Source organism: Actinomadura syzygii (assembly GCF_008085905.1).
Taxonomy (GTDB): Bacteria; Actinomycetota; Actinomycetes; order Streptosporangiales; family Streptosporangiaceae; genus Spirillospora; species Spirillospora syzygii.
This window is the reverse complement of record NZ_VSFF01000002.1, coordinates 119493-139339: the sequence shown is the minus strand read 5'-3', so window position 1 is coordinate 139339 and position 19847 is coordinate 119493. Positions and strand designations below refer to the sequence as shown.

Genomic DNA, 19847 nt, shown 5'->3' with positions numbered 1-19847 from the left:
TAATCGCCAGATCGCAATGAGCCATTGGCCCCATCTCTGCTTTGCCACAGCGCCACACAAGTCGCACCCGTACGTGACAACGCGGCCCTACGGCGGCCTTATATGCGATCTGGCGCATATGAGCGGACGGTTATCATCGGGCCATGTCCTCCGCGTTCGCCGTGCTCGCCGAACCCACCCGCCGCCGCATCCTCGACCTGCTGCTGGAGCGCCCCCGGCCGGTGGGCGAACTGGTCGAGGCCCTCGGGCTGACGCAGCCGGGAACGTCCAAGCACCTGCGCGTTCTCCGCGACGCGGGGCTGGTCAGGGCCCGCCGGGACGCGCAGCGCCGCGTCTACGAACTGCGCCTCGAACCGCTGGCCGAACTGGACGCCTGGCTCGCCCCCTACCGCCGCGCGTGGACTTCCCGGCTCGACGCCCTGGAACGCCACCTCGACGCTGGTGAATGACTTGCCGCCCGTCGCCTCCGGCAAGGCTTTCATCGCAGGTCAGCGACCCGGAGGGTGACCGAAATCACCGTTTCGCGTGGCTATGGTAAGGAATCCTGACTCGGTCCTGACATTGCCAAGGGTGAGCACCGGGCCCATGGACGGGCCCGGCCGCATCCGGAGGGGAGGCTCACGGTGACCGCAGTCTGGACGGCACTCACGATAGAGACCTGCACCGCACTTGTGATCGCGGCCTCGCTGGCGGGCTGGGCCCGCCGGCGCTTCGCCACCGGCGAAGCCGTGCCCGCGCCCGCCGAGCCGTCGGCGGGCTGACGCCGCGAACGGACCACCACGACGAACCGACCACCACGAGGAACGGACTACCGCGCCCCGGAGCCGGCCGGCTTCGGGGCGTGCTTCTCCCCGGCCTGCTCGATCGGCACCCCGGCGGTCTCCGTCAGCTTGAAGATCGGCACCAGCGCCACCAGCGCCGCGAGCATCAGGTAGTAGGCGGGGATGTAGTTGGAGCCCGTCACGTCGATCAGCGAGCCGACGAGGACGGCGGCCGTCCCGCCGAACAGGGAGGTCGAGATGTTGTAGCCGATGGCGAACGCCCCGTACCTGACCTTCGTTGGGAACATCGCCGGGAACGTCGCGGCGATCACGGCGAGGATCAGCACCAGCAGCCCGCCGACGATCGCGTACCCGGCCGTGACCCCGATCGGGTTGTTGGTCTGCATCAGCGCGAACGCGGGCCACGCCAGGACGACGTAGCCGATCGCGGCCGTGATCAGCAGCGGGCGGCGCCCGATCCGGTCCGACAGCGCGCCGAGCGGGACGATCACCGTGATCATCACGGCCTCCACGCCGATCGTGATGAGCTGCGCGGTCGTGTCGTTCATGTCCAGGAAGTCGACCAGGTAGGACGGCATGAACGTCAGCAGCGTGTAGTCGGCGACGTTCAGCAGGAACACGATCCCGATGAGCATCACGATGACGCGCCAGTAGCCTTGCACCGTCTCCTTCAACGGGGACTGGGACTTCTTGCCCTCCTCCTCCATGTGCTGGAAGGTCGGGGTGTCCTCGATGCGCGTCCGGACGTAGAGCCCGACGAGCCCGAGCGGCAGCGCGAGCAGGAACGGGATCCGCCATCCCCAGCTGTGCATCGCGTCGTGGCTGAGCGCGAGGTCCATCAGCAGGACGAGCCCGGCCCCGAGGATGTAGCCGGTGAGCGTCCCGAGTTCGAGGAAGCTGCCGAAGAACCCGCGGCGGTGCGTCGGGGCGTACTCGGCGATCATCGTCGCGGCGCCGCCGTACTCGCCGCCGGTCGAGAACCCCTGGATCAGCCGGACGAGGAGCAGCAGCAGCGGGGCGGCGATCCCGATCGTGCCGTAGCCGGGCAGGATGCCGATCACGAACGTGGAGCTCGACATCAGGATGATCGTGGTCGCGAGCACCCGCTTGCGGCCGAGCTTGTCGCCCATCGGGCCGAAGAACATGCCGCCGAACGGGCGGGCCAGGAACGCCGCCGCGATCAGCGCGAACGAGCGCAGGGACGCGCTGCCGGACGCCTCCGCCGGGAAGAACACCGTGCCGATGATCGCCGTCATCACGCCGGCGCTGAACACCCCGAAGTCGAACCACTCGACACAGTTGCCGATCGCGGACGCGATCACCGCCCGATGGACGGCGGGCAGGTTGCCCTCTTCCTTCGGGGGGCGCGCTCCGCCGACCACGGCGCGCTGCTCCCGACCGGACCCCGAACCGGCTTCAAACGGCGTCTCCACGGGCGTTCTCTGCCCGAAGATCGGCAAAGCTAACGCCATGTCCCACGGTGCAGTCGGGGCCGGCGGGAAGGCTCCCGTCAGGACTTGCGCGTGCGCTTCGCGGGGCCTCGGGAACGCGTGGGACGGCCGGGACGGGCCGCTCCGGAGGCGTCGTCCTTCAGCAAGTCGTCCTTCAGGAACTCGTCCGGGAGCGTCGGGAGGACGGTGGTGCGCTGCGGATCGTCCTCGACGTCCTGCACGGCCGCCTTCCGCTCGGCGGCGGAAGCGGGTTCGGGCTCCGGCGCGGGATCGGGAAGCTCGTCGGTCCGCTGCGGGTCGCCGCCGCCGTCGCCGCCGCCGTCGCCGCCGCCGTCGAGGAGCTCGTCCAGGGTGGCGGTGCCCTGGGTGTCGTCCTCGCGGGGCCGCGGGTCGGCGGGCAGGAGGTCGTCCTCGGGGATGGACATCAGCGCCTGCGTCTCCTGCGCCTCCCGGGTGATCACCCCGCTGGCGAGGACGGTGTTGCGGTGCCGCAGCGCGCCGTTCTCGCGGAGCAGGTTGTCGACGTCGGCGCGGGCGCGGGCGACCCGGCGGCTCATCCGGACGTGGACCGCGAACCCGCCCGCCGCGACGCCCAGGATGAAAGCGGCGACCGGGAGCCCTGCCGCGCGCGGCGCGAGCGTCGCCACCAGCGCGACCGCGATCAGCGCGACGACCCCCCCAAGCGCGGGATAGCGGTGCTCCATCCAGTCGAGGACGGCGTTGACGCGCTTGGGGATCCTCACTCCTCTTCTCCTCCACTCGGCTGGAACGGGGACAACGACCGGGCCGCGGCGCGATGTTCCAGCGACGATGGTCCGGTATCGATTTCGATCGCGGCGCCGTCGCACCTCCCGGAGCCGGTGCACCGCCGGGCTCCGCAGCTCAGCGACCGGGTACGGTGCGGGCGCGCGCCGTCCGGGCGCCGCCGGGGCCCCCTGCGATCTCTGACCGGCGGGAGGCCGCTCGAAACACTAACAGGACGTGACGACCGCCTCGGCCGCGGCGCTCCGTCCGGGATGCGAGCACCGCTCCGCGCCGAATATCGTCCTTGTATATGAGCGAAAACTTTGACGTCGTGGTCCTGGGCTCGGGCCCGGGCGGATATGTCGCCGCGATCCGGGCGGCTCAGCTCGGGCTGAAGACGGCGATCATCGAAGAGAAGTACTGGGGCGGCGTCTGTCTCAACGTCGGCTGCATCCCCTCGAAGGCGCTGCTGCGCAACGCCGAGCTGGCGCACATCTTCACCGCCGAGCAGAAGACGTTCGGGATCAACGTCGAGGGCCGGGTGTCCTTCGACTACGGCGTGGCGTACGAGCGGAGCCGGCGGGTGTCGGAGAAGCTCGTCAAGGGCGTCCAGTTCCTGATGAAGAAGAATAAGATCACGTCCTATGACGGGCGGGGGACGTTCACCGACCCGAACACCCTCCAGGTCGCGAAGGCGGACGGGTCCACCGAGACCGTCACGTTCTCGCACTGCATCATCGCGGCGGGCGCGCACACCAAGCTGCTGCCGGGGACGTCCCTGTCCGAGCGGGTCGTGACCTACGAGGAGCAGATCCTCAGCGCCGAGCTGCCGGAGAGCATCGTGATCGCGGGCGCGGGCGCGATCGGCGTCGAGTTCGCCTACGTCCTGCACAACTACGGCGTGAAGGTGACGATCGTCGAGTTCCTCGACCGGATGGTCCCGAACGAGGACGCCGAGATCTCCAAGGAGCTGGCGAAGCGCTACCGCAAGCTCGGCGTGGACGTCCTGACCTCCACCCGCGTGGACGCCATCGACGACTCCGGCGACAAGGTCAAGGTCACGGTCACCGGCAAGGACGGCGAGCAGAAGGTGCTGGAGGCCGACAAGGTCCTCCAGGCCATCGGGTTCCAGCCGAACGTCGAGGGCTACGGCCTGGAGAAGACCGGCGTGGCGCTGACCGAGCGCGGCGCGATCGACGTGGACGGCCGGTGCCGCACGTCCGTCCCGCACATCTTCGCGATCGGCGACGTGACGGCCAAGCTGATGCTCGCGCACGCCGCCGAGGCGATGGGCATCGTCGCGGCGGAGACCATCGCGGACGCCGAGACGATGGAGCTCGACTACGTGATGATCCCCCGCGCCACGTACTGCCAGCCGCAGGTCGCCTCCTTCGGCTGGACGGAGGCGCAGGCCCGCGACCAGGGCTACGACGTCAAGACCGCCAAGTTCCCCTACAGCGCCAACGGCAAGGCGCTCGGCATGGGCGAGGGCGACGGCTTCGTCAAGGTGATCAGCGACGCCAAGTACGGCGAGATCCTCGGCGCGCACATGATCGGCCCGGAGGTCACCGAGCTGCTGCCCGAGCTGACGCTGGCCCAGCAGTGGGACCTCACCGTCCACGAGGTCGCGCGCAACGTGCACGCGCACCCGACGCTGGGCGAGGCGATGAAGGAGGCCGTGCACGGCCTCGCCGGCCACATGATCAACCTCTGACGGCGCGCGGCCGGCGCCCCGCGGGCGCCGGCCGGGCCACCCGGGGTCAGGCGGCCGTGCCCCACCGGTCGAGGGCCGCGTAGGCGGGACGCCACGCGGTCTCGAACGCGGCGCGGGCGGGCTCGGGGAGGACGCCCAGCATCGCCGCCGCGGTCTCCTCGTCGACGCCGTCCAGCAGCCACGGGAAGACGCGCGGGCCGTCGGGCCCGATCTTCGTGCCGTGGACCTGCCCGAAGCGCGCCACGTGCTCGGGCGCGAGCACCTCGTCGATCAGCGGCAGCGCCGCCTCCTCCTCGTGCTTGAGGTGGGCGGTGACGCCGCCGTTGAGCGCCTCCACGAGCGGCGCGAGCGGCTCCGCGCCCGCGTCGATCGCCTCGATGACGGGGTCGATGACGGCGTGCTCGGCCTCCATCGCGTCCATGAGGGCGAGGTCGTCCGGGCGTCCGGCGAGGGCCTCGCGCATGGCGGGCCACAGCACCTCGTCCTCGGCGCCGTGGTGGACGTGCAGCGCCTTCTTGAACAGCTCCCAGCCGGGCGCCTCCGCGAGGACGCGGCGCGCCTCCTCCTCGGGACGGGCGGCGACCTTGGCGAGGTGCTCCAGCTCCCTGCGGAGCGCGTTGTGCATGACGTACATGGCGGTCCAGTCGTACTTGGCCATGGTTCCTCTCCTTCCGGTACACCGCGATGACGGAGCGGAGGACGGAAAGGTGACCGCTCAGGACGCCGGTGTGGCGGCCGTCTCCCCGGCGGGCTCGTTCGCCGGTGCCGGGGCGGGTTCGGCGGCGGCCGGGGCGGGACGGGCGAGGCGGCTCAGCAGGCGCTGGCCCTGGCGGGCGCTGATGTCCAGGCGCCGTCCGAGCTCGGCGCCGGTGATGCCGGGCTCGGCGGCGATGATCCCGAGCGCGCGGGCCTCGTTGTCGGTGGCGACGCTGCGCGGGATCTGGCTGCGCGGAGCCCGTTCGGGAGCCTTTTTCGCAGGGGCCTTCCGCCGCGCGGGCTTCTCCGGCGCGAGAACGGGAGCGGGCACCGGCTCCGGCTCCGGCGGCTTCGGCGGTTCGGGCGCCGTGAGGTCGGTGACGCGGACGAGCGCCTGGTCGAGCATGACGCCGTCGCGCAGCATCCACACCACGTCCGCCGGGGCCTTGGACTTCCACTTGCGGCCGTAGTGGTCGCCCAGCAGGGCGAGGGCGTGGCGGCGGCGCTGCTCGGCGTCCAGCGCGCGGGGGTAGGACGTGATCTGCCACAGCACCATGCGCCGCCACAGCCGGAACGTCGAGAACGGCGCGAGCAGCCAGCGCGCCACCGGGACGCCCTCCCGGACGAGCCCCGCCGCGATCCCCGCGCGGCGGCGGATGGCGTGCCGGACGGCCTCGATGAACGTCACGAACAGCACCGGCATGGCGGCGTGCATGACCATGCCGGTGGCGTCGCCGTGCGCGGCGGACACGTTCAGCCAGACGGTCGCGGCGGTGAACGCGAACGCCATCCAGCGCAGCGCGGGCATCGGCATCGCCAGCCACTCCAGCAGCAGCGCGACCGACACCAGGGCGAGGATGCCGAGGTCCACCCCGGCGGGGACGATCCACGCCTGGCCGCCGAACCACGGCTCGGCCACGTCCTGGACGGACGCGAACGACCCGTATCCGCCGAGGCCCGCGAGCCCGGCGAAGAACAGCCCGCCCGCCCCGGCCAGGACCCGCTGCGCCCTGGTCAGCGGCGCCTGCGAGACCGGCGCCTCGGAGAACGGCGCCGGGGCGAGCGTCCGGGCAGGCGTCGGTGCCGTCCGCGCCTCGTCCATCGGCGTTCCTCCCGCACGGGGTGGCTGGATCAACCCAGTGACGGTAGCGCGCCAGGGGGGCTGTACGGACGAATGTGTCAGAACCGCCCAGAACCCCCAGGCAGACGGGCCGGGTTCTTGTGGGGAGACGCCCCCCACACCCCCGGAACAGTCCGGAGGCGCGGCGCGGACCGGCTAGCGGAGCGGGTTGAAGGGGGCCAGCTCCGCCGGACGGCGCCCGGTCGCGATCATCTCGGCGAGGAGGCTCCCGGTGGCGGGGCCGAGGGTGATGCCCCACATCCCGTGCCCGCCCGCCGCGTACACGTTCGGGGAGCGGGTCGCGCCGATCAGCGGCAGCCCGTCGCGGGTGCACGGGCGGGACCCGACCCACTCGTCCCGCCGGTCGTCGAGGTCGGCGCCGCGCAGCAGCGGGCGCGCGGCGGCGACGATCGCGTCGATCCGGCGCGGGTCGAGCGGGGCCTCCGGGTCGCGGAACTCCATCATCCCGGCGACGCGGAGCCGGCCGTCCATCGGCGTGCAGGCGACGCGCTGGGCGGGGAAGTAGACGGGGCCGTCCGGGACGCGGTCCGTCGGCACGCTGAAGCTGTAGCCGCGGCCCGCCTGGACGAGCGCGCGGACGCCGAACCGGCGGGCGAGCCCGCCGAGCCACACGCCGCTCGCGATCACCGCGGTGTCGTAGCGCTCGGGCCCGCTCCCGGCGGTGCGCACGGCGACGCCGCCCGGGACGTCGCGGATCTCGGTGACGGCCGCGCCCGCCCGGATCTTGCCGCCCCGGTCGAGGACGGAGTCGGCGAGCGCGTGCACGAACCGTCCCGGCTCGACGAACCGCTGGCCGCGCAGCAGCACCGCCGCGCCGATCTCGTCGGACAGCGCGGGCGCCACCCGGCGGGCCTCGTCCCCGTCGAGAACCTCGTACTCAAGGGCCTGGCCCGCCGCGCGGATGTGCTCGACCTCGTCCAGCAGGAAGCGGCGCTCGTCCGCCGTCCGGTAGGCGGCGACGAACGAACCGGCGTCGCGGGTCTCGGCCTTGACGCCGCCCTCGACCAGCGCGTCGAAGCTCGGCAGCGCGCGGCCGTTGATCGGCACCAGCGACTCCATCGCGCGTCGCCACCGGGCGGCCGTGCTGTTGCGCGCGAACCCGGCGAGGAAGCGGAGCAGCCGCAGGCTCGCGGTCGGCGGGACGTAGACCGGCGACGACGGGCTGAGCACCGCGCGCAGCCCGTAGGAGAGGACGGCGGGCTCGGGCAGCGGGGTCGCGAGGCCGGGCGTCAGCCAGCCCGCGTTGCCCCAGGACGCGCCCGCCGCGACGTCCCGCTTGTCGTACACGGTGACGTCGGCGCCGTGCTCCTGCAGGAACCACGCGGTGGACAGCCCGACCATGCCCGCGCCCACGACGGCGACTCGACGCGGACCGGCGTTCGTAGCCATGGCCCTTCCTCTCCCAAGTCAACGGTGACACCTCGATGGTGACGCGGGACGCCGCCGGAGCCTCTGTCCATTTCGGCCAATATCGGTGGGGCGCATAGTGTGAAAGGCACAATGCTCAGCCTGACCGACCTCGTCGACGCCCTCGGCCCCGGCCTGCTCCGCCTGGTCACGGCGGGCGGCGGGGGAGACGGCGACCCGCAGGTGCACGACGTCGTCCTGGCCGAGCCCGGCGAGGCGGCCGGGCAGCCGGGCGAACTCGTCCTCGGCGCGGGCGCCGCCGGGCCGCCGGACGCGGTGGCGCTCCTCGAACGCGCCGCCGCCGCGGGCGCCGCCGGGGTCGTGCTCAAGGCGCCCCTCGCCGACGACCCCGCCGTCGTGGACGCGGCCGGGCGGCTGCGTCCCGCGCTCGTCGAGCTTCAGCCGGACACGTCGTGGACGCACGTCGTCTGGCTCGCGCGCGGCGCCATCGACCGAGCCTACGCGCCGCAGCCCGGCGCGGCGGACGGCGGCGTCCACAACGACCTGTTCGCGCTCGCCGACACGGCGGCCGAGATCGCGGACGCCCCCGTCACGCTGGAGGACGCCCGCTCCCGTGTCCTCGCCTACTCCGGACGGCAGGACAGGGCCGACCCGGCGCGCGTCTCCACGATCGTCGGACGGCGGGTCCCGGCGCAGGTCATCGCGCACCTGCGGGCGTGCGGGGTGTTCCGCAGCCTGGCCCGGTCGAGCGATCCGGTGCACGTCCCGGCCGGGCCCGACGGGATGCTGCCGCGGCTCGTGATCCCGGTGCGCGCCGGGGGCGAGTGGCTCGGCTCGATCTGGGTGGTGGCGCGGACGCCCGTCCCGCCGGACCGGGTGCGGCGGCTCGCCGACCTCGCGTCCGTGCTCGCGCTGCACCTGCTGCGGCTGCGCGCCGAGGCCGGGGTGGCGCGGCGGGTGCTCGCCGACCAGTTGCGCGGCGCGCTGCGGGACGGCGCGCCGCGGGACGGCGCGGACGGCGTCCCCGCCCCGCCGCCGTGGCGCGTCGCGGCCCTCGGCGGCGGGACCGACGGCGACATCCGGCCGCGGCTCGACCTGTGGGACGCGATCGCCCGCCGCTTCGGCTGGCACCGGCCGCTGCTGACCGACGTCGACGACACGCTGTTCGCCGTCCTCACCGACCCCCCGGGCCCGCGCCGCGACGCGGGGTCGATGGCGTGGCTGCGGAACGTCCTCCTGCAAGTGCGGGCGCACGACCGGACCCTGTACGCGGCGGTGGGCGGCCCGGCCCGCTCCCCCGCCGACCTGCCCCGCGCGCGGTCCGAGGCGGCGGAGCTCGCGGGCCTCGTCGCGTCCGGCCGCCTGCCCGCCGGGACGGTCCTGCTGGAGGACGCCTGGGACGCCGTCGTCGTCGAACGCGCGCGCAAGGCCACCGGCGGCCCGGTGCTCGGCGGTCCCGTCCCGGAGCTCCTCTCGCACGACGCCGCGAACGGGACGGCCTTCCTTTCCACGCTCGCCGCCTGGCTCGACCATTTCGGCGACACGAAAGGCACGGCGGACGCGCTCGGCGTCCATCCGAACACGTTGCGGCACCGGCTGCGGCGCATGTCCGAGGTGACGGAGCTCGACCTCTCCTCGCCTCGCCGACGGCTCGCGCTGCGCCTCCAGCTCAACGCTCTCGAAGAAGGCTCCGCACCGCGCAACGAATAGCGCGGAAAGCGTCGAAAGACGCAACGAAAGACCAGATCAGAGCAAGGTTCGCGGATTGGATCGCACGTCGTTCGTTTCTAGGCTTTCGCTGTCCGACCTTCCCCACGAACGCCTCTGGAGATGCGAATGAGCGTTCTGCCGGCGACCGATCCAATCCCCCAGCGGACGGCGACGCGGCGGCACTTCCTGATGTGCCGTCCCGACCATTTCACCGTCGCCTACGCCATCAACCCGTGGATGGACCCGGCGGCCGGCACGGACACGGCGAAGGCGGTCGAGCAGTGGGAGGCGCTGCGGGCGGCCTATGTCTCCCTCGGGCACGAGGTCAGCCTCATCGACCCGATCGAGGGCCTGCCCGACATGGTGTTCGCGGCGAACGGCGCGCTGGTCGTCGGCGGGCGCGTCTACGGCGCCCGGTTCGCGCACCCGGAACGGCGCGCGGAGGGCCCGGCCTACAGCGCGTGGTTCCGGGGCAACGGCTTCGGCGAGGTGCTGGAGCCCGAGCACACCAACGAGGGCGAAGGCGACTTCCTCACCCTCGACCACGTGATCCTCGCCGGGACGGGGTTCCGCACCGACCTCGCCGCCCACCAGGAGGCGCAGGAGTTCCTCGGCCGTCCCGTGGTGACGCTCCGGCTCGTCGACCCGCGCTTCTACCACCTGGACACGGCACTGTTCCCGCTCGGCGACGGGAACGTGGCCTACTACCCCGGCGCGTTCTCCCCCGGCAGCCGGACGGTGCTGGAGCGGCTGTTCCCGGACGCGGTCCTCGCAGGCGAGCGCGACGCGGCCGTCCTGGGCCTCAACGCCGTATGCGACGGACGCCACATCGTCATCGACGCCGAGGCGGCCGGGCTCATCGCGAGCCTTCGCATCCACGGATATGAACCCGTTCCCGTGAATATGTCGGAACTCCGCAAGGCCGGGGGCGGACCGAAATGCTGCACGCTTGAGCTGCGCTTCTGACCCCGGCCGGACACAGGGGTGCCGCCGCCGCACGGACGACCACTAGGTTTGCCGGGTGACCGAATGCAGCGTTCCGGACTGGTGGCCCGGGCTGACCGCCGAAAGGCTCGGCGTGGACTGGCTCGACCCGGCCGACTGGGAGCCGGCCTGGCAGCACGTCGAGGAGTCCGGGACGGCGTCCCGCGAGCACCGCGACCTGGACGACGAGCTGCTGCGCAAGGGCAAGCTGCTGGTCGGCACCGGCCCCGGGACGGTCCGCCGGTGGACGGGGCAGCGGCTCGCCGCCGCCTGGTACTTCGACCCGAGCGAGCCCGGCCTGCTGTGGTGCGCGCTCGGCGGCTTCTACCCCGCCTGGCTGTGGATCCCGCTGCGGCCGACGGCGGCGGGCGTCCGGGCGGCGCTCGGCGCGCCGTTCCCGGCGCGGCCCGCGCCGCGCGCGGAGCTGACCGGGTTCGTCCGCGGTTTCCTCGGCGCGCTGCACCAGGTCACGGTGCCGTACGTGCCGGTGGAGGACCCGTCGTGGGCGGCCGTCCCGACCGGTGAGCTCGTCCCGCTGGACGGCGGGGCTCTGGACCGTTACATGAAGACCGTCAAGTTCGCCGACCCGCAGCCGTGGGGCGGCGCCCGCGAGGAGGACCCCTATCCCGAGGAGCTGCCCTGGGACGCGGGCCACCTCACGGACTTCCTGCCCGTCCGGGACGGGCACCGGATGCAGCGGCTCGGGCGCGTCCCGTCCATGACGTGGCGGACGCTGCACTCCAGGTCGCACCTCTCCGTCGAGATCCACACGCGGGAGGTCGTCTGCGCGGCGGTGCGGTACCGGCCGTCGCCGGAGAGCCACCGGGCCGTGGTGCGGCGGGTCAACGAGGTGCACGGCGACCGCTTCCCCGAGGACCTGCCGCTCGACGCGGTCGGCGTCCTCGCGGGCTGGGAGTTCGACGTCGAGGACGACCTGTACCACCACCTCGACGACCCGGACGCCGACACCGCCGGGTTCGCGCTGCGCTGCCTCGCCGCGCTCCGGCACGGCGACCTGCGCCGGACGCTGGAGCTGCGGGAATGGGCGGCCCATCCCGATCCGGCGGTGCGCGCCGACCTCGTCCTCCTCGCGCACTCCTACGACCACCGGTTCCTCTTGCAGGAGCTGGCGCTCGCCGAGACCGACCCCGACGAGCTGGCGCGGCTGGAGGACCTCCTCGACCGCGCGCCCGGCCCGGACGCCTTCAACGCCTTCCGCGACGACTTCGGCGGCGCACCCGTGATGGTGGACGAATCAGGTGTCCCCGTCGACACCTGGGACGACGACGAGGAGGACGTGTGACCGGAGCGAAGCGAGGATCACGACGTCCTCCCCTCGGGGGCCTGGGGGTCGCCCCCCAGAAAGGCAGGGACGGGTGACCGGCACGGCCGCCGACGAAGCGGTGCTCCACGACGGCACGGTGCTGCTCGCCGAGCAGGCCGAGCGCGGCGTGCTCGAATCCCTCGCCGCGGGCCGCGGCTGGCGGCGGGCGGCGATCAGCACCGCCGGGTTCGGCGAGATGGAGCAGGTCGCGTGGCAGGCGGGCGTCGCGTTCGTCCTCTACAGCGAGGTGCACGTGCTCGGGCACCGGGTCGTCCGGGTGAGCGGCGACGACGCGGCCGTGGTGGACGAGACGCTCGGCGTCGTCCGCGCGGCGCTGCCGACCGTCGCGGCGGACGCGCTGCTCGATGTCCTGCTGGCCGTCCCGCACGCGGACGCGCGCGACAGCATCCGCGCGCTGAACGGCCTGCGCGCCGCCGACATGTGGAACTGCGCGGACGGCACGGAGCCGCCCGCCGACCCCCGCTACCGGACGGCCGTCGAGCGCGCCGTCCTGCATCCGGAGCGGCAGGTGGTGCGGGCCCTGGTGTTCGCGGTCGGCGACCTGATGACCGTGCGCCCCGGGCTGGCGGAGCCGATCCTCGCGCTGCGCGGCGCGGACGGCCCGGCGCGGGACGTCATCGACGACTTCGCCGCCTTCTGCGACCGCCGCTGACTCACTCCTTGCGCGGGCGGGCGCGCAGGTGGAGCCGCTCGCCCTGCGGGCCGAACAGGCTGAGCGCCTCAACCGTCCCGCCGTGGCCGCCGAACCAGTGCGGCAGCCGGGTGTCGAACTCGGCGGCCTCGCCCGGCTCCAGGATCAGGTCGCGGCCCGCGAGGTGCAGCCGCATCCGGCCGTTCAGGACGTACAGCCAGTCGTAGCCCTCGTGGACCCGCGGCTCCGGCTCCGGGATCCGCTCCGGGACGATCATCTTGAACGCCTGGAGCCCGCCCGCCCGCCGGGTCAGCGGCAGCACGACCATGTCGTTCATCCGGCGCGGCCGCGGCCTGATCCGCGGGTCGCCGATCTCGGGGGCGCCGACCAGCTCGTCCAGCGGGACGTGGTGGGCCTGCGCGAGCGGGAGCAGCAGTTCGAGGCTCGGCCGCCGCTTGCCCGACTCCAGCCGCGACAGCGTGCTCACCGAGATGCCGGTCGTCTCCGCCAGCGCGGTGAGCGTGATGCCCCGCTCCTGCCGCAGCCGTTTGAGCCTCGGCCCGACCCCGGCCAGGACCTCTTCGGTCGTCTCCATGCCTTCATTGCAGGAACGGCAACCCGTTTTGTCAAACGGGCACGGGCTAGGCTGGTCGGCCATGGACCCGGGCGAGCGGCGGTGGCGGGACGAGCGAGCGACACTGAACGCCTCACGCGGACGCCTAGGCGAGGCAGCGACCGCCCTGTATCCGGACGTCCCGCGCGTAGCAGGCACGCCGCTCCTGTGCCGTCCAGGATGGATCCCCGACACCCCGATTCCGCTAGACGGGATCCGCCTGGAATGGGACGCCCGCCCCGAATCCCCTGCCGTCGCCGACCCGCCGGACGGCCTCCCGCCCGGCTACCGCACATACGCCGAGGCCATGGCCGCGCTCGCGCCGCCGAAGGTGTTCGAGGACCGGCCGAGCTACCGCCTCCTCGCCGCGCATCCTCCTGTGCTCCGCCTCGGCCCGGCCCGCTACTTCGACGGCGTGAACATCGCCGAAGCGGTGGCGCACGAACTGTCCGCAGGGATGGACGGCCTCCCTCTCCGCCGCCGGATCGGCGACCCGTGCGATCTGACCCGCCGCCACGCCCTGCCCGCGATCACGACGCTGACCGTCACCTCGTCAGGGTCGTACGTGCTGCACCGGCGCGACCCGGCCAAGGTCGCGCACGCCGGTGGGCTCTACCAGGTGATGCCGGTCGGGCTGTTCCAGCCGCTCGGCGACGAGCCGCCGGACATGTGGTCGTGCATGGTCCGCGAATACGCCGAAGAACTGCTCGGTGGCGACGAGGACTACGGCGACGGATTCGTCCAGCGGGAATGGCCGTTCCACCGCGCGCTGACCACGGCCCGCGCCGAGGGACGGCTGCGCGCCCATTTCCTCGGCCTCGGCGTCGACCCGCTGACGTTCGCGCTCGACCTGCTCACGGTCGTCGTGGTCGACGACGCCGCGTTCGCCGAGTTCTTCGGCGGGCTCGTCGCGGTCAACGACGAGGGCGAGGTGTCGACGGCGCCGTTCGACGGGCCCGTCCCGGCGCCGATGCAACCCGCGGGCGCCGCCGCGCTCGGACTCGCCCGGCGGCACCGCGAGGCGCTCGGCCTCACTCCCCGCTGAGCACCCGCTCCTCGCGGGCCCGCTCTTCGAGGGCCCGCTCTTCGAGGGCTTCGCGGCTGAGCTCGCGCAGCTCGTCCAGCGCGTCCACCAGGTGGTCGACGATCTCGGACGGGTCGGGGATCAGGGCCCGGCAGGCGACGATGCCGACGTCCACCTTCCCGTCGTAGGAGAACACGGTGATGTTCAGCCCGCCGGTGATGTCCGTGATGACGGAGATCGGGTAGTAGCCGAGCACCCGCGCCCCGCACAGGTACAGCGGGAACTGCGGGCCCGGCACGTTCGACACGATCAGGTTGATCGGACGCAGCGACATCGCGGGCGCGGCCTGCAGCGCGAGCCGGGTCAGCGCGCCCGCGACCGGCGCGGGGATCAGCCCGCTCATGTCCTGCACCCAGCTCCCGGACGACCCGGTGAACCGCCGCTTGGCGCGGTCCATGTCGCGGCGGACCGCCACGTACCGGTCGGCCGGGTCGGGGATGTCGGTGGCGAGCGGCGTCGCCATGACCGACACCTGGTTCCCGCCCTCGCCGCGGTTGCCGCGCCGCCGCAGCGACACCGGGACGGCCGCTACCAGCGGACGCTCCGGCAGCTCGCCGCGCTTGTCCAGCCACTGCCGCAGCGCGGTCGCGCACAGCGCCATCACCACGTCGTTGACGCTGCCGCCGAGCCCGCGCCGGATCTGCTTGATGTCGTCGAGCGGAAGCTCGCCGACGGCGACGGAGCGGCGGCGCCCGATCGGCTGGTTGAACGGCGTCGGCGGCGCGCTCATCCGCGGCGCGCGCGGCACCTCCCGGCGGCGCAGCGCGTTCTGCACGACCGACGACATCAGCCCGACCCCCGGAATGGACGACAGCCCGGGGATCTCGTCCAGGTAGGGGGCGGCGCGCGCGACCGACAGCGCCGACCGGACCGGGTGCATCGCCGTGTTCAGCAGCCCCGCGCGGACCATCTCGGCGGGCCGCGGCGCGCGCGCGGGCTCGGTCTCGTCGGCGGGGACGTCGCGGGGCTCGGGCGACAGGTCCAGCAGCGCGGCGAGCGTCTCGGCGGCCGTCACGCCGTCGATCGCGGCGTGGTGCACCTTCACGTAGACGGCGGTCCGGCCGCCGATCAGGCCCTGGATCAGGAACATCTCCCACAGCGGGCGCGACCGGTCGAGCGGCTGCTCGTGCAGCATCGCGACGACGTCGGCGAGCTGCCGGTCGTCGCCGGGCGCCGGGAGCCCGATCTCGAAGATGTGCCGCCCGGCGTCGAAGTCCGGGTCGTCCTCCCAGTACGGACGGTCCAGGCCGAACGGCACCTGGACGAGCCGCTGCCGCAGCGGACGGGCCGCGAGGTGCGCCCGGTTCCGCACGAGTTCGGCCACCCCCTCGACCGTCAGCCGGCCGTCCGGGCACGAGGCCGCGTCGACGATGCCCAGCCCCGCTATGTGGGCGTGGGTGGTGCCGGTCTCGGCGTTGAGGAAGGTGGCGTCCACGGTGGTCAACTGGCTCATGGGCTCTCTCGTCCGTCCGCTCGTCCGCTCGTCGTGCGCCATACCTGCTCTTCTAGGAGTTATGCGCTCGGGGGACGGCAGGTCAACGCTGCCCGCATGGAAGTAACTAGGACTTAACAGGGCGTTTCACGCACTTCATCTGGCTGTTTCTCAGCACCAGGGGAAGATTTTGCTTCCATCAATCCTGATGCTGTCAGAAAACTTCACATGTCCGACCGGGCGGATCCGTTCCCCGGACGTCCACATGATCACCGCACTAGGGTTGTGCCCCATGACGGCACGACCACTCTCGGAGATCGTCGAGGCGGGGTGGGCGACCGCGCTGGAGCCGGTCGCCGGGACGATCGCCGCCGCGGGCGACTGGCTGCGCGCCGAGATCGCCGCCGGGCGCCGCTACCTCCCCGCCGGGAACCACGTCCTGCGTGCCTTCACGCAGCCGTTCGACGACGTCCGCGTCCTCATCATGGGGCAGGACCCGTACCCGACGCCGGGCCACCCGGTCGGGCTGAGCTTCTCGGTCGCGCCGGAGGTCCGCCCGCTGCCCGCGAGCCTCATCAACATCTACCGCGAGTACTGCAGCGACCTCGGGCACCCGGAGCCGTCCAACGGCGACCTCACCCCCTGGACGGAGCAGGGCGTCTGCCTGCTCAACCGCGCGCTGACCGTCATGCCCGGCAAGCCCGGCTCGCACCGCGACAAGGGCTGGGAGCAGGTCACCGAACAGGCCATCCGCGCCCTCGCCGCACGCGGCCGCCCGCTCGTCGCGATCCTCTGGGGCCGCGACGCCCGCAACCTCAAGCCGATGCTCGGCAACGTCCCCTGCATAGAGTCCCCGCACCCGAGCCCGTACTCGGCGGACCGCGGCTTCTTCGGCTCCCGCCCGTTCTCCCGCGCCAACCAACTCCTGGAGCAACAAGGCGCGCAGCCCGTCGACTGGAAGCTGTGTTAGCCCAGGGGGGCGACCCCCTGGAACCCCCGTTGCTCGCGAGGGGCCGTTTCCCCAGTCCGCGTTCGCTCTCGGGAAACGGCCCCTCGCTCGGCGGGTCGGGCGACCTCCGGCCTTGGCGGCCTCCGGCCGCCCGACCCGTGCGGTCGCTCAGGTGTAGTCGTCGGGGAGGCGGTGGAGGAGGGTGGCGAACTCGCCGGACGCCTCCGGGCTCGCGGAGAGGGGGGTCAGGCGGCGTTCGCCGTGGCTCCAGTAGACGCCGGGGGCGCAGGGGTCGTCGGCGTCGGCGTGCATCTCGCGGACGACGTCGGAGAACACGGGGAGCACCTCGCGGACGGCCGTCGAGGTGATGGGGTAAAGGAGCAGCGTGCTGTGGCAGGGGACGCCGACGAGCGCGCCGTGCTCGTTCGGCCACGGGAGGAACTGGTCGACCTCGCTGAGCAGCGCCGACACGTAGCGGCTGCCCGGCTTGGAGACGACGCGGACGTTGCGTCCCGGCAGGAGCGGCTGGTCGCGGACGGCGACGTCGGCCAGCTCGCGGTCGTGCGTGTTCGTCATCACGTAGCCGAGCTTGTGCAGGCCGAGCAGCCCGGCGCGGGCCTTCGTGAGGGGGCCGCCGTAGCGGGGGTGCTCGATCATGACCATGGCGTCGAAGTGGTCGCCCGCGGGGACGACGACGAGGCCCTCCCGGTCGCGGGGCGCGAGCTTCGGCACTATGCGCAGCCGCAGCAGTTCCCGGACGTCGCCGAACAGCTCCATCTCCCCCACGGCGAGGAACGCGCGGTCGCCGACCTCGCGGACCCATTCGTCGACCACCCGCGGCCACGCCGAGCGGGGGGCCCGGGCGCAGCGTTCCAGCACCGTCCAACTGGAGGCGCGGGCCTCCGAACGGCCGACGGGCAGGACGACCTCGGAGGTGCCGGAGTCGAACCAGGCGCTGGGCGCCAGGGCGGGAAGCACGTCGCGGATGAGCGCGTGCACGTCCGCCGCCGCGTCCAACGGTTCCATGCTCATCCCCTTTCACCCTTCGGGGCCCTCTCGGCCGTCAGCGGATCACGTCACCCCCTTACCTTCTCAGGTTTCCGGCCCGTTGTGCGATCCATCGCGAAGGCCGCCCACGCTCGCTGATCATGAGGGGAGCAAGTACGGTGCTCACATGCCCGAAATCGTGTACCCGCCGGTGATCAAGACCGCTCAGGCCGTGTTCAAAGTCCTGAACATCAAGATCCGTCTGGAGGGGGCCGACCGCATCCCCCGCACCGGCGGCGCGGTGCTCGTCAGCAACCACGTCAGCTATCTCGACTTCATCTTCGCGGGCCTCACCGCGCACCCGGCGAAGCGGCTGGTGCGGTTCATGGCCAAGAAGGAGATCTTCGACAACCGGATCGGCGGGCCGCTGATGCGGGGGATGAAGCACATCCCGGTCGACCGCGACGCGGGCGCCTCGTCCTACGCGGCGTCGCTGCGGGCGCTGAAGTCGGGCGAGATCGTCGGGGTGTTCGCGGAGGCGACGATCAGCCGCTCGTTCACGGTGAAGGAGATCAAGAACGGCGCGGTGCGGATGGCGGTGGGGGGCAAGGTGCCGCTGATCCCGGTCGCGGTCTGGGGCCCGCAGCGGCTGTGGACGAAGGGCCACAAGCGCCGCCTGCTGCAGCGCGGCGTGCCGGTGACGATCCTCGTCGGCGAGCCCATGTACCCGAAGCGCGGCGACGACTACGACCAGATCACCCTCGACCTGCACGCCGCGATCTCGGAGCTGCTGGAGAAGGCGCAGCGGGAGTACCCGGACGTCCCGAAACCGGGTGAGACCTGGTGGCAGCCCGCCTACCTCGGCGGCACGGCCCCGACGCCGGAGGAGGCGGAGAAGCTCGACCTGGAGGAGGCCGAGGCCCGCCGCGCCGCCCGCGAAGACGACTGACAGCCGCTAATTGAGTGGACGCTGTCCACCGCCGACCTCGATCATTCTCGGTATGACCACGTCGCAGGAGAGGTCGCGCGAAGTCCTTCATCTCGTCGAGCCCAGGGAGAACGTCACGGACCCGGGTGCCGAGTCGACGCTGCCCGTGGTCTTCAACCTCAGCGACAACAACTCGCCCGCCGACGTCATGGACGTCCTGTCGCTGCGCCCGTTCGCGTCCGGGGAGCAGCCCTGGTCGCGGTCGACGCGGCTGGAGAACGTCCGCCCGGACGCGCCGCTGCGTCCCGCCGACGCCCGGGTCGTGCGGGTCGCGCACGAGAAGGGCAAGGAGTCGGTCCTCGCCGAGGGCGAGGGCTGGACGCTGCTGACGAACCGGTGGAAGAGCGGCGTCGCGTACCTCGCCGTGTCCGCGGTGAGCGAGGAGCTCGCGCAGGAGGTCTTCGACACGTCCGTGAAGGACGCGACCGAGCCGCCGAAGGTGGACGAGTCCAGCGTCGAGATGGGCTTCTGGCACATGGGGACGCACGGGCCCGTCCGCAACGAGCGCGCGATCACCGCCGACTCGTGGGACGCCATCCGCGGCAACTACACCGCGCAGGTGGCGAAGGCGCTGGACGAGGTCATGGCCCTCACCCGCGAGGACGTGTCCGGACGGCTGCTGCTCCTGCACGGCCCGCCCGGCACCGGCAAGACGACGGCGCTGCGCGCCCTCGCCCGCGCCTGGAAGGACTGGTGCCAGTCCGACTGCGTCCTCGACCCGGAGGCGCTGTTCGGCACGCCCAGCTACCTGATGGAGGTCGCGGTCGGCGACGGCGATGACGACGACGAGAACCGGCGCTGGCGGCTGCTCGTCCTGGAGGACTGCGACGAGCTGATCCGCGGCGAGGCGAAGCAGTCGACGGGCCAGGGCCTGTCGCGGCTGCTGAACCTCACCGACGGGATGCTCGGGCAGGGCCGGGACGTCCTCGTCGCGATCACCACGAACGAGGACCTCGCGATGCTGCACCCGGCGGTCGTCCGTCCGGGCCGCTGCCTCGCGCAGATCGAGGTCGGACGGCTCACCCGGGCCGAGTCCGTGGCCTGGCTGGACGGCACCGACGCCGACCCCGCGGAGATCTCGGCGGACGGCGCGACGCTCGCCGAGCTGGCGGCGCTCCGCAAGGGCGAGCGGCGTCCCGAGAACCGGGACGCGCCCGCCACCGCGACCGGCTTCTACCTCTAGGCGGTCTTGCCCTCGCCGACCTCGCTGGCCGACCGTGGCCTAGCC

General features: G+C 72.8%; 19 protein-coding genes. 11 read left to right on the top strand and 8 right to left on the bottom strand.

Annotated elements, in window-relative coordinates; translation table 11 throughout:
- Positions 1–143 precede the first annotated feature (143 nt).
- Together FXF65_RS04870 and FXF65_RS43505 are read left to right on the top strand one after the other, a co-directional pair.
- Positions 144–449: an ArsR/SmtB family transcription factor gene (locus tag FXF65_RS04870; protein ID WP_148348495.1), complete on the top strand. Its 306-nt coding sequence runs from the start codon at positions 144–146 to the stop codon at positions 447–449.
- A gap of 174 nt (positions 450–623) precedes the next feature.
- Positions 624–761, top strand: a complete 138-nt coding sequence (locus tag FXF65_RS43505; RefSeq protein ID WP_187412097.1) for a hypothetical protein — start codon at positions 624–626, stop codon at positions 759–761.
- 47 nt (positions 762–808) lie between these two features.
- Here the strand turns inward: FXF65_RS43505 and FXF65_RS04865 are convergent, their stop codons facing one another.
- Entirely contained in the window at positions 809–2164 is a 1356-nt protein-coding gene (locus tag FXF65_RS04865) for an MFS transporter (protein ID WP_246198360.1), read from the bottom strand.
- A 128-nt stretch (positions 2165–2292) separates the two neighbouring features.
- A complete protein-coding gene (locus FXF65_RS04860; protein WP_148348493.1) occupies positions 2293–2976 on the bottom strand; it encodes a hypothetical protein in 684 nt (227 codons plus the stop codon).
- A 311-nt stretch (positions 2977–3287) separates the two neighbouring features.
- On the opposite strand from FXF65_RS04860, the gene lpdA reads away from it, so the two are divergent.
- Positions 3288–4691, top strand: a complete 1404-nt coding sequence (gene lpdA, locus FXF65_RS04855) for a dihydrolipoyl dehydrogenase (RefSeq protein WP_148348492.1) — start codon at positions 3288–3290, stop codon at positions 4689–4691.
- 46 nt (positions 4692–4737) lie between these two features.
- On the opposite strand, the gene FXF65_RS04850 is transcribed toward lpdA, so the two are convergent.
- From FXF65_RS04850 to FXF65_RS04840, 3 genes are all read right to left on the bottom strand, one after another.
- Entirely contained in the window at positions 4738–5349 is a 612-nt protein-coding gene (locus FXF65_RS04850) for a hemerythrin domain-containing protein (protein ID WP_148348491.1), read from the bottom strand.
- Between the two features lie 57 nt (positions 5350–5406).
- Positions 5407–6489, bottom strand: a complete 1083-nt coding sequence (locus FXF65_RS04845; protein ID WP_148348490.1) for a DUF2637 domain-containing protein — start codon at positions 6487–6489, stop codon at positions 5407–5409.
- A gap of 174 nt (positions 6490–6663) precedes the next feature.
- Positions 6664–7917 (bottom strand): NAD(P)/FAD-dependent oxidoreductase, encoded by a 1254-nt coding sequence (locus FXF65_RS04840; protein ID WP_148348489.1) that lies wholly within the window; start codon positions 7915–7917, stop codon positions 6664–6666.
- Between the two features lie 111 nt (positions 7918–8028).
- Between FXF65_RS04840 and FXF65_RS04835 the strand changes: the two genes are divergently transcribed.
- The 4 genes from FXF65_RS04835 to FXF65_RS04820 all read left to right on the top strand — a co-directional run bounded on the left by FXF65_RS04835 (position 8029) and on the right by FXF65_RS04820 (position 12587).
- A complete protein-coding gene (locus FXF65_RS04835; RefSeq protein ID WP_148348488.1) occupies positions 8029–9606 on the top strand; it encodes a PucR family transcriptional regulator in 1578 nt (525 codons plus the stop codon).
- A gap of 126 nt (positions 9607–9732) precedes the next feature.
- Positions 9733–10572, top strand: coding sequence for a dimethylargininase (gene ddaH / locus FXF65_RS04830; RefSeq protein WP_148348487.1), 840 nt, complete (start codon positions 9733–9735; stop codon positions 10570–10572).
- Positions 10573–10627: 55 nt separating this feature from the next.
- The gene (locus tag FXF65_RS04825) at positions 10628–11893 is read left to right on the top strand and encodes a hypothetical protein (RefSeq protein WP_148348486.1); all 1266 of its coding nucleotides are present in this window, start codon (positions 10628–10630) and stop codon (positions 11891–11893) included.
- 73 nt (positions 11894–11966) lie between these two features.
- On the top strand, positions 11967–12587 hold the full coding sequence (locus tag FXF65_RS04820) for a hypothetical protein (protein ID WP_148348485.1): 621 nt from the start codon (positions 11967–11969) through the stop codon (positions 12585–12587).
- A gap of 1 nt (position 12588) precedes the next feature.
- On the opposite strand, the gene FXF65_RS04815 is transcribed toward FXF65_RS04820, so the two are convergent.
- Positions 12589–13161: a helix-turn-helix domain-containing protein gene (locus FXF65_RS04815; protein WP_148348484.1), complete on the bottom strand. Its 573-nt coding sequence runs from the start codon at positions 13159–13161 to the stop codon at positions 12589–12591.
- Between the two features lie 61 nt (positions 13162–13222).
- On the opposite strand from FXF65_RS04815, the gene FXF65_RS04810 reads away from it, so the two are divergent.
- Positions 13223–14224 (top strand): transcriptional regulator, encoded by a 1002-nt coding sequence (locus FXF65_RS04810; protein ID WP_148348483.1) that lies wholly within the window; start codon positions 13223–13225, stop codon positions 14222–14224.
- Here the strand turns inward: FXF65_RS04810 and FXF65_RS04805 are convergent.
- Positions 14211–15716, bottom strand: coding sequence for a WS/DGAT/MGAT family O-acyltransferase (locus FXF65_RS04805; RefSeq protein ID WP_148348482.1), 1506 nt, complete (start codon positions 15714–15716; stop codon positions 14211–14213). The genes FXF65_RS04810 and FXF65_RS04805 overlap by 14 nt on opposite strands.
- A gap of 271 nt (positions 15717–15987) precedes the next feature.
- Here FXF65_RS04805 and FXF65_RS04800 point away from each other — a divergent pair, with 271 nt between their 5' ends.
- On the top strand, positions 15988–16665 hold the full coding sequence (locus tag FXF65_RS04800) for a uracil-DNA glycosylase (RefSeq protein WP_148348481.1): 678 nt from the start codon (positions 15988–15990) through the stop codon (positions 16663–16665).
- A 147-nt stretch (positions 16666–16812) separates the two neighbouring features.
- Here the strand turns inward: FXF65_RS04800 and FXF65_RS04795 are convergent, their stop codons facing one another.
- Positions 16813–17676: a hypothetical protein gene (locus tag FXF65_RS04795; protein ID WP_148348480.1), complete on the bottom strand. Its 864-nt coding sequence runs from the start codon at positions 17674–17676 to the stop codon at positions 16813–16815.
- Positions 17677–17818: 142 nt separating this feature from the next.
- On the opposite strand from FXF65_RS04795, the gene FXF65_RS04790 reads away from it, so the two are divergent.
- Together FXF65_RS04790 and FXF65_RS04785 are read left to right on the top strand one after the other, a co-directional pair.
- Positions 17819–18580, top strand: a complete 762-nt coding sequence (locus FXF65_RS04790; protein ID WP_148348479.1) for a lysophospholipid acyltransferase family protein — start codon at positions 17819–17821, stop codon at positions 18578–18580.
- 52 nt (positions 18581–18632) lie between these two features.
- The gene (locus FXF65_RS04785) at positions 18633–19802 is read left to right on the top strand and encodes a DUF5925 domain-containing protein (RefSeq protein ID WP_148348478.1); all 1170 of its coding nucleotides are present in this window, start codon (positions 18633–18635) and stop codon (positions 19800–19802) included.
- Positions 19803–19847: the final 45 nt, after the last annotated feature.

What these genes read in the sequence shown, in the direction of transcription:
- FXF65_RS04800 (WP_148348481.1), top strand. Translation starts at nt 15,988, where the DNA reads ATGACGGCACGACCACTCTCGGAGATCGTCGAGGCGGGGTGGGCGACC.
- FXF65_RS04810 (WP_148348483.1), top strand. Translation starts at nt 13,223, where the DNA reads ATGGACCCGGGCGAGCGGCGGTGGCGGGACGAGCGAGCGACACTGAAC.
- FXF65_RS04815 (WP_148348484.1), bottom strand. Translation starts at nt 13,161, where the DNA reads ATGGAGACGACCGAAGAGGTCCTGGCCGGGGTCGGGCCGAGGCTCAAA.
- FXF65_RS04835 (WP_148348488.1), top strand. Translation starts at nt 8,029, where the DNA reads ATGCTCAGCCTGACCGACCTCGTCGACGCCCTCGGCCCCGGCCTGCTC.
- FXF65_RS04790 (WP_148348479.1), top strand. Translation starts at nt 17,819, where the DNA reads ATGCCCGAAATCGTGTACCCGCCGGTGATCAAGACCGCTCAGGCCGTG.
- FXF65_RS04795 (WP_148348480.1), bottom strand. Translation starts at nt 17,676, where the DNA reads ATGAGCATGGAACCGTTGGACGCGGCGGCGGACGTGCACGCGCTCATC.
- FXF65_RS04840 (WP_148348489.1), bottom strand. Translation starts at nt 7,917, where the DNA reads ATGGCTACGAACGCCGGTCCGCGTCGAGTCGCCGTCGTGGGCGCGGGC.
- FXF65_RS04850 (WP_148348491.1), bottom strand. Translation starts at nt 5,349, where the DNA reads ATGGCCAAGTACGACTGGACCGCCATGTACGTCATGCACAACGCGCTC.
- lpdA (WP_148348492.1), top strand. Translation starts at nt 3,288, where the DNA reads ATGAGCGAAAACTTTGACGTCGTGGTCCTGGGCTCGGGCCCGGGCGGA.
- FXF65_RS04805 (WP_148348482.1), bottom strand. Translation starts at nt 15,716, where the DNA reads ATGAGCCAGTTGACCACCGTGGACGCCACCTTCCTCAACGCCGAGACC.
- FXF65_RS04785 (WP_148348478.1), top strand. Translation starts at nt 18,633, where the DNA reads ATGACCACGTCGCAGGAGAGGTCGCGCGAAGTCCTTCATCTCGTCGAG.
- FXF65_RS04870 (WP_148348495.1), top strand. Translation starts at nt 144, where the DNA reads ATGTCCTCCGCGTTCGCCGTGCTCGCCGAACCCACCCGCCGCCGCATC.
- ddaH (WP_148348487.1), top strand. Translation starts at nt 9,733, where the DNA reads ATGAGCGTTCTGCCGGCGACCGATCCAATCCCCCAGCGGACGGCGACG.
- FXF65_RS04845 (WP_148348490.1), bottom strand. Translation starts at nt 6,489, where the DNA reads ATGGACGAGGCGCGGACGGCACCGACGCCTGCCCGGACGCTCGCCCCG.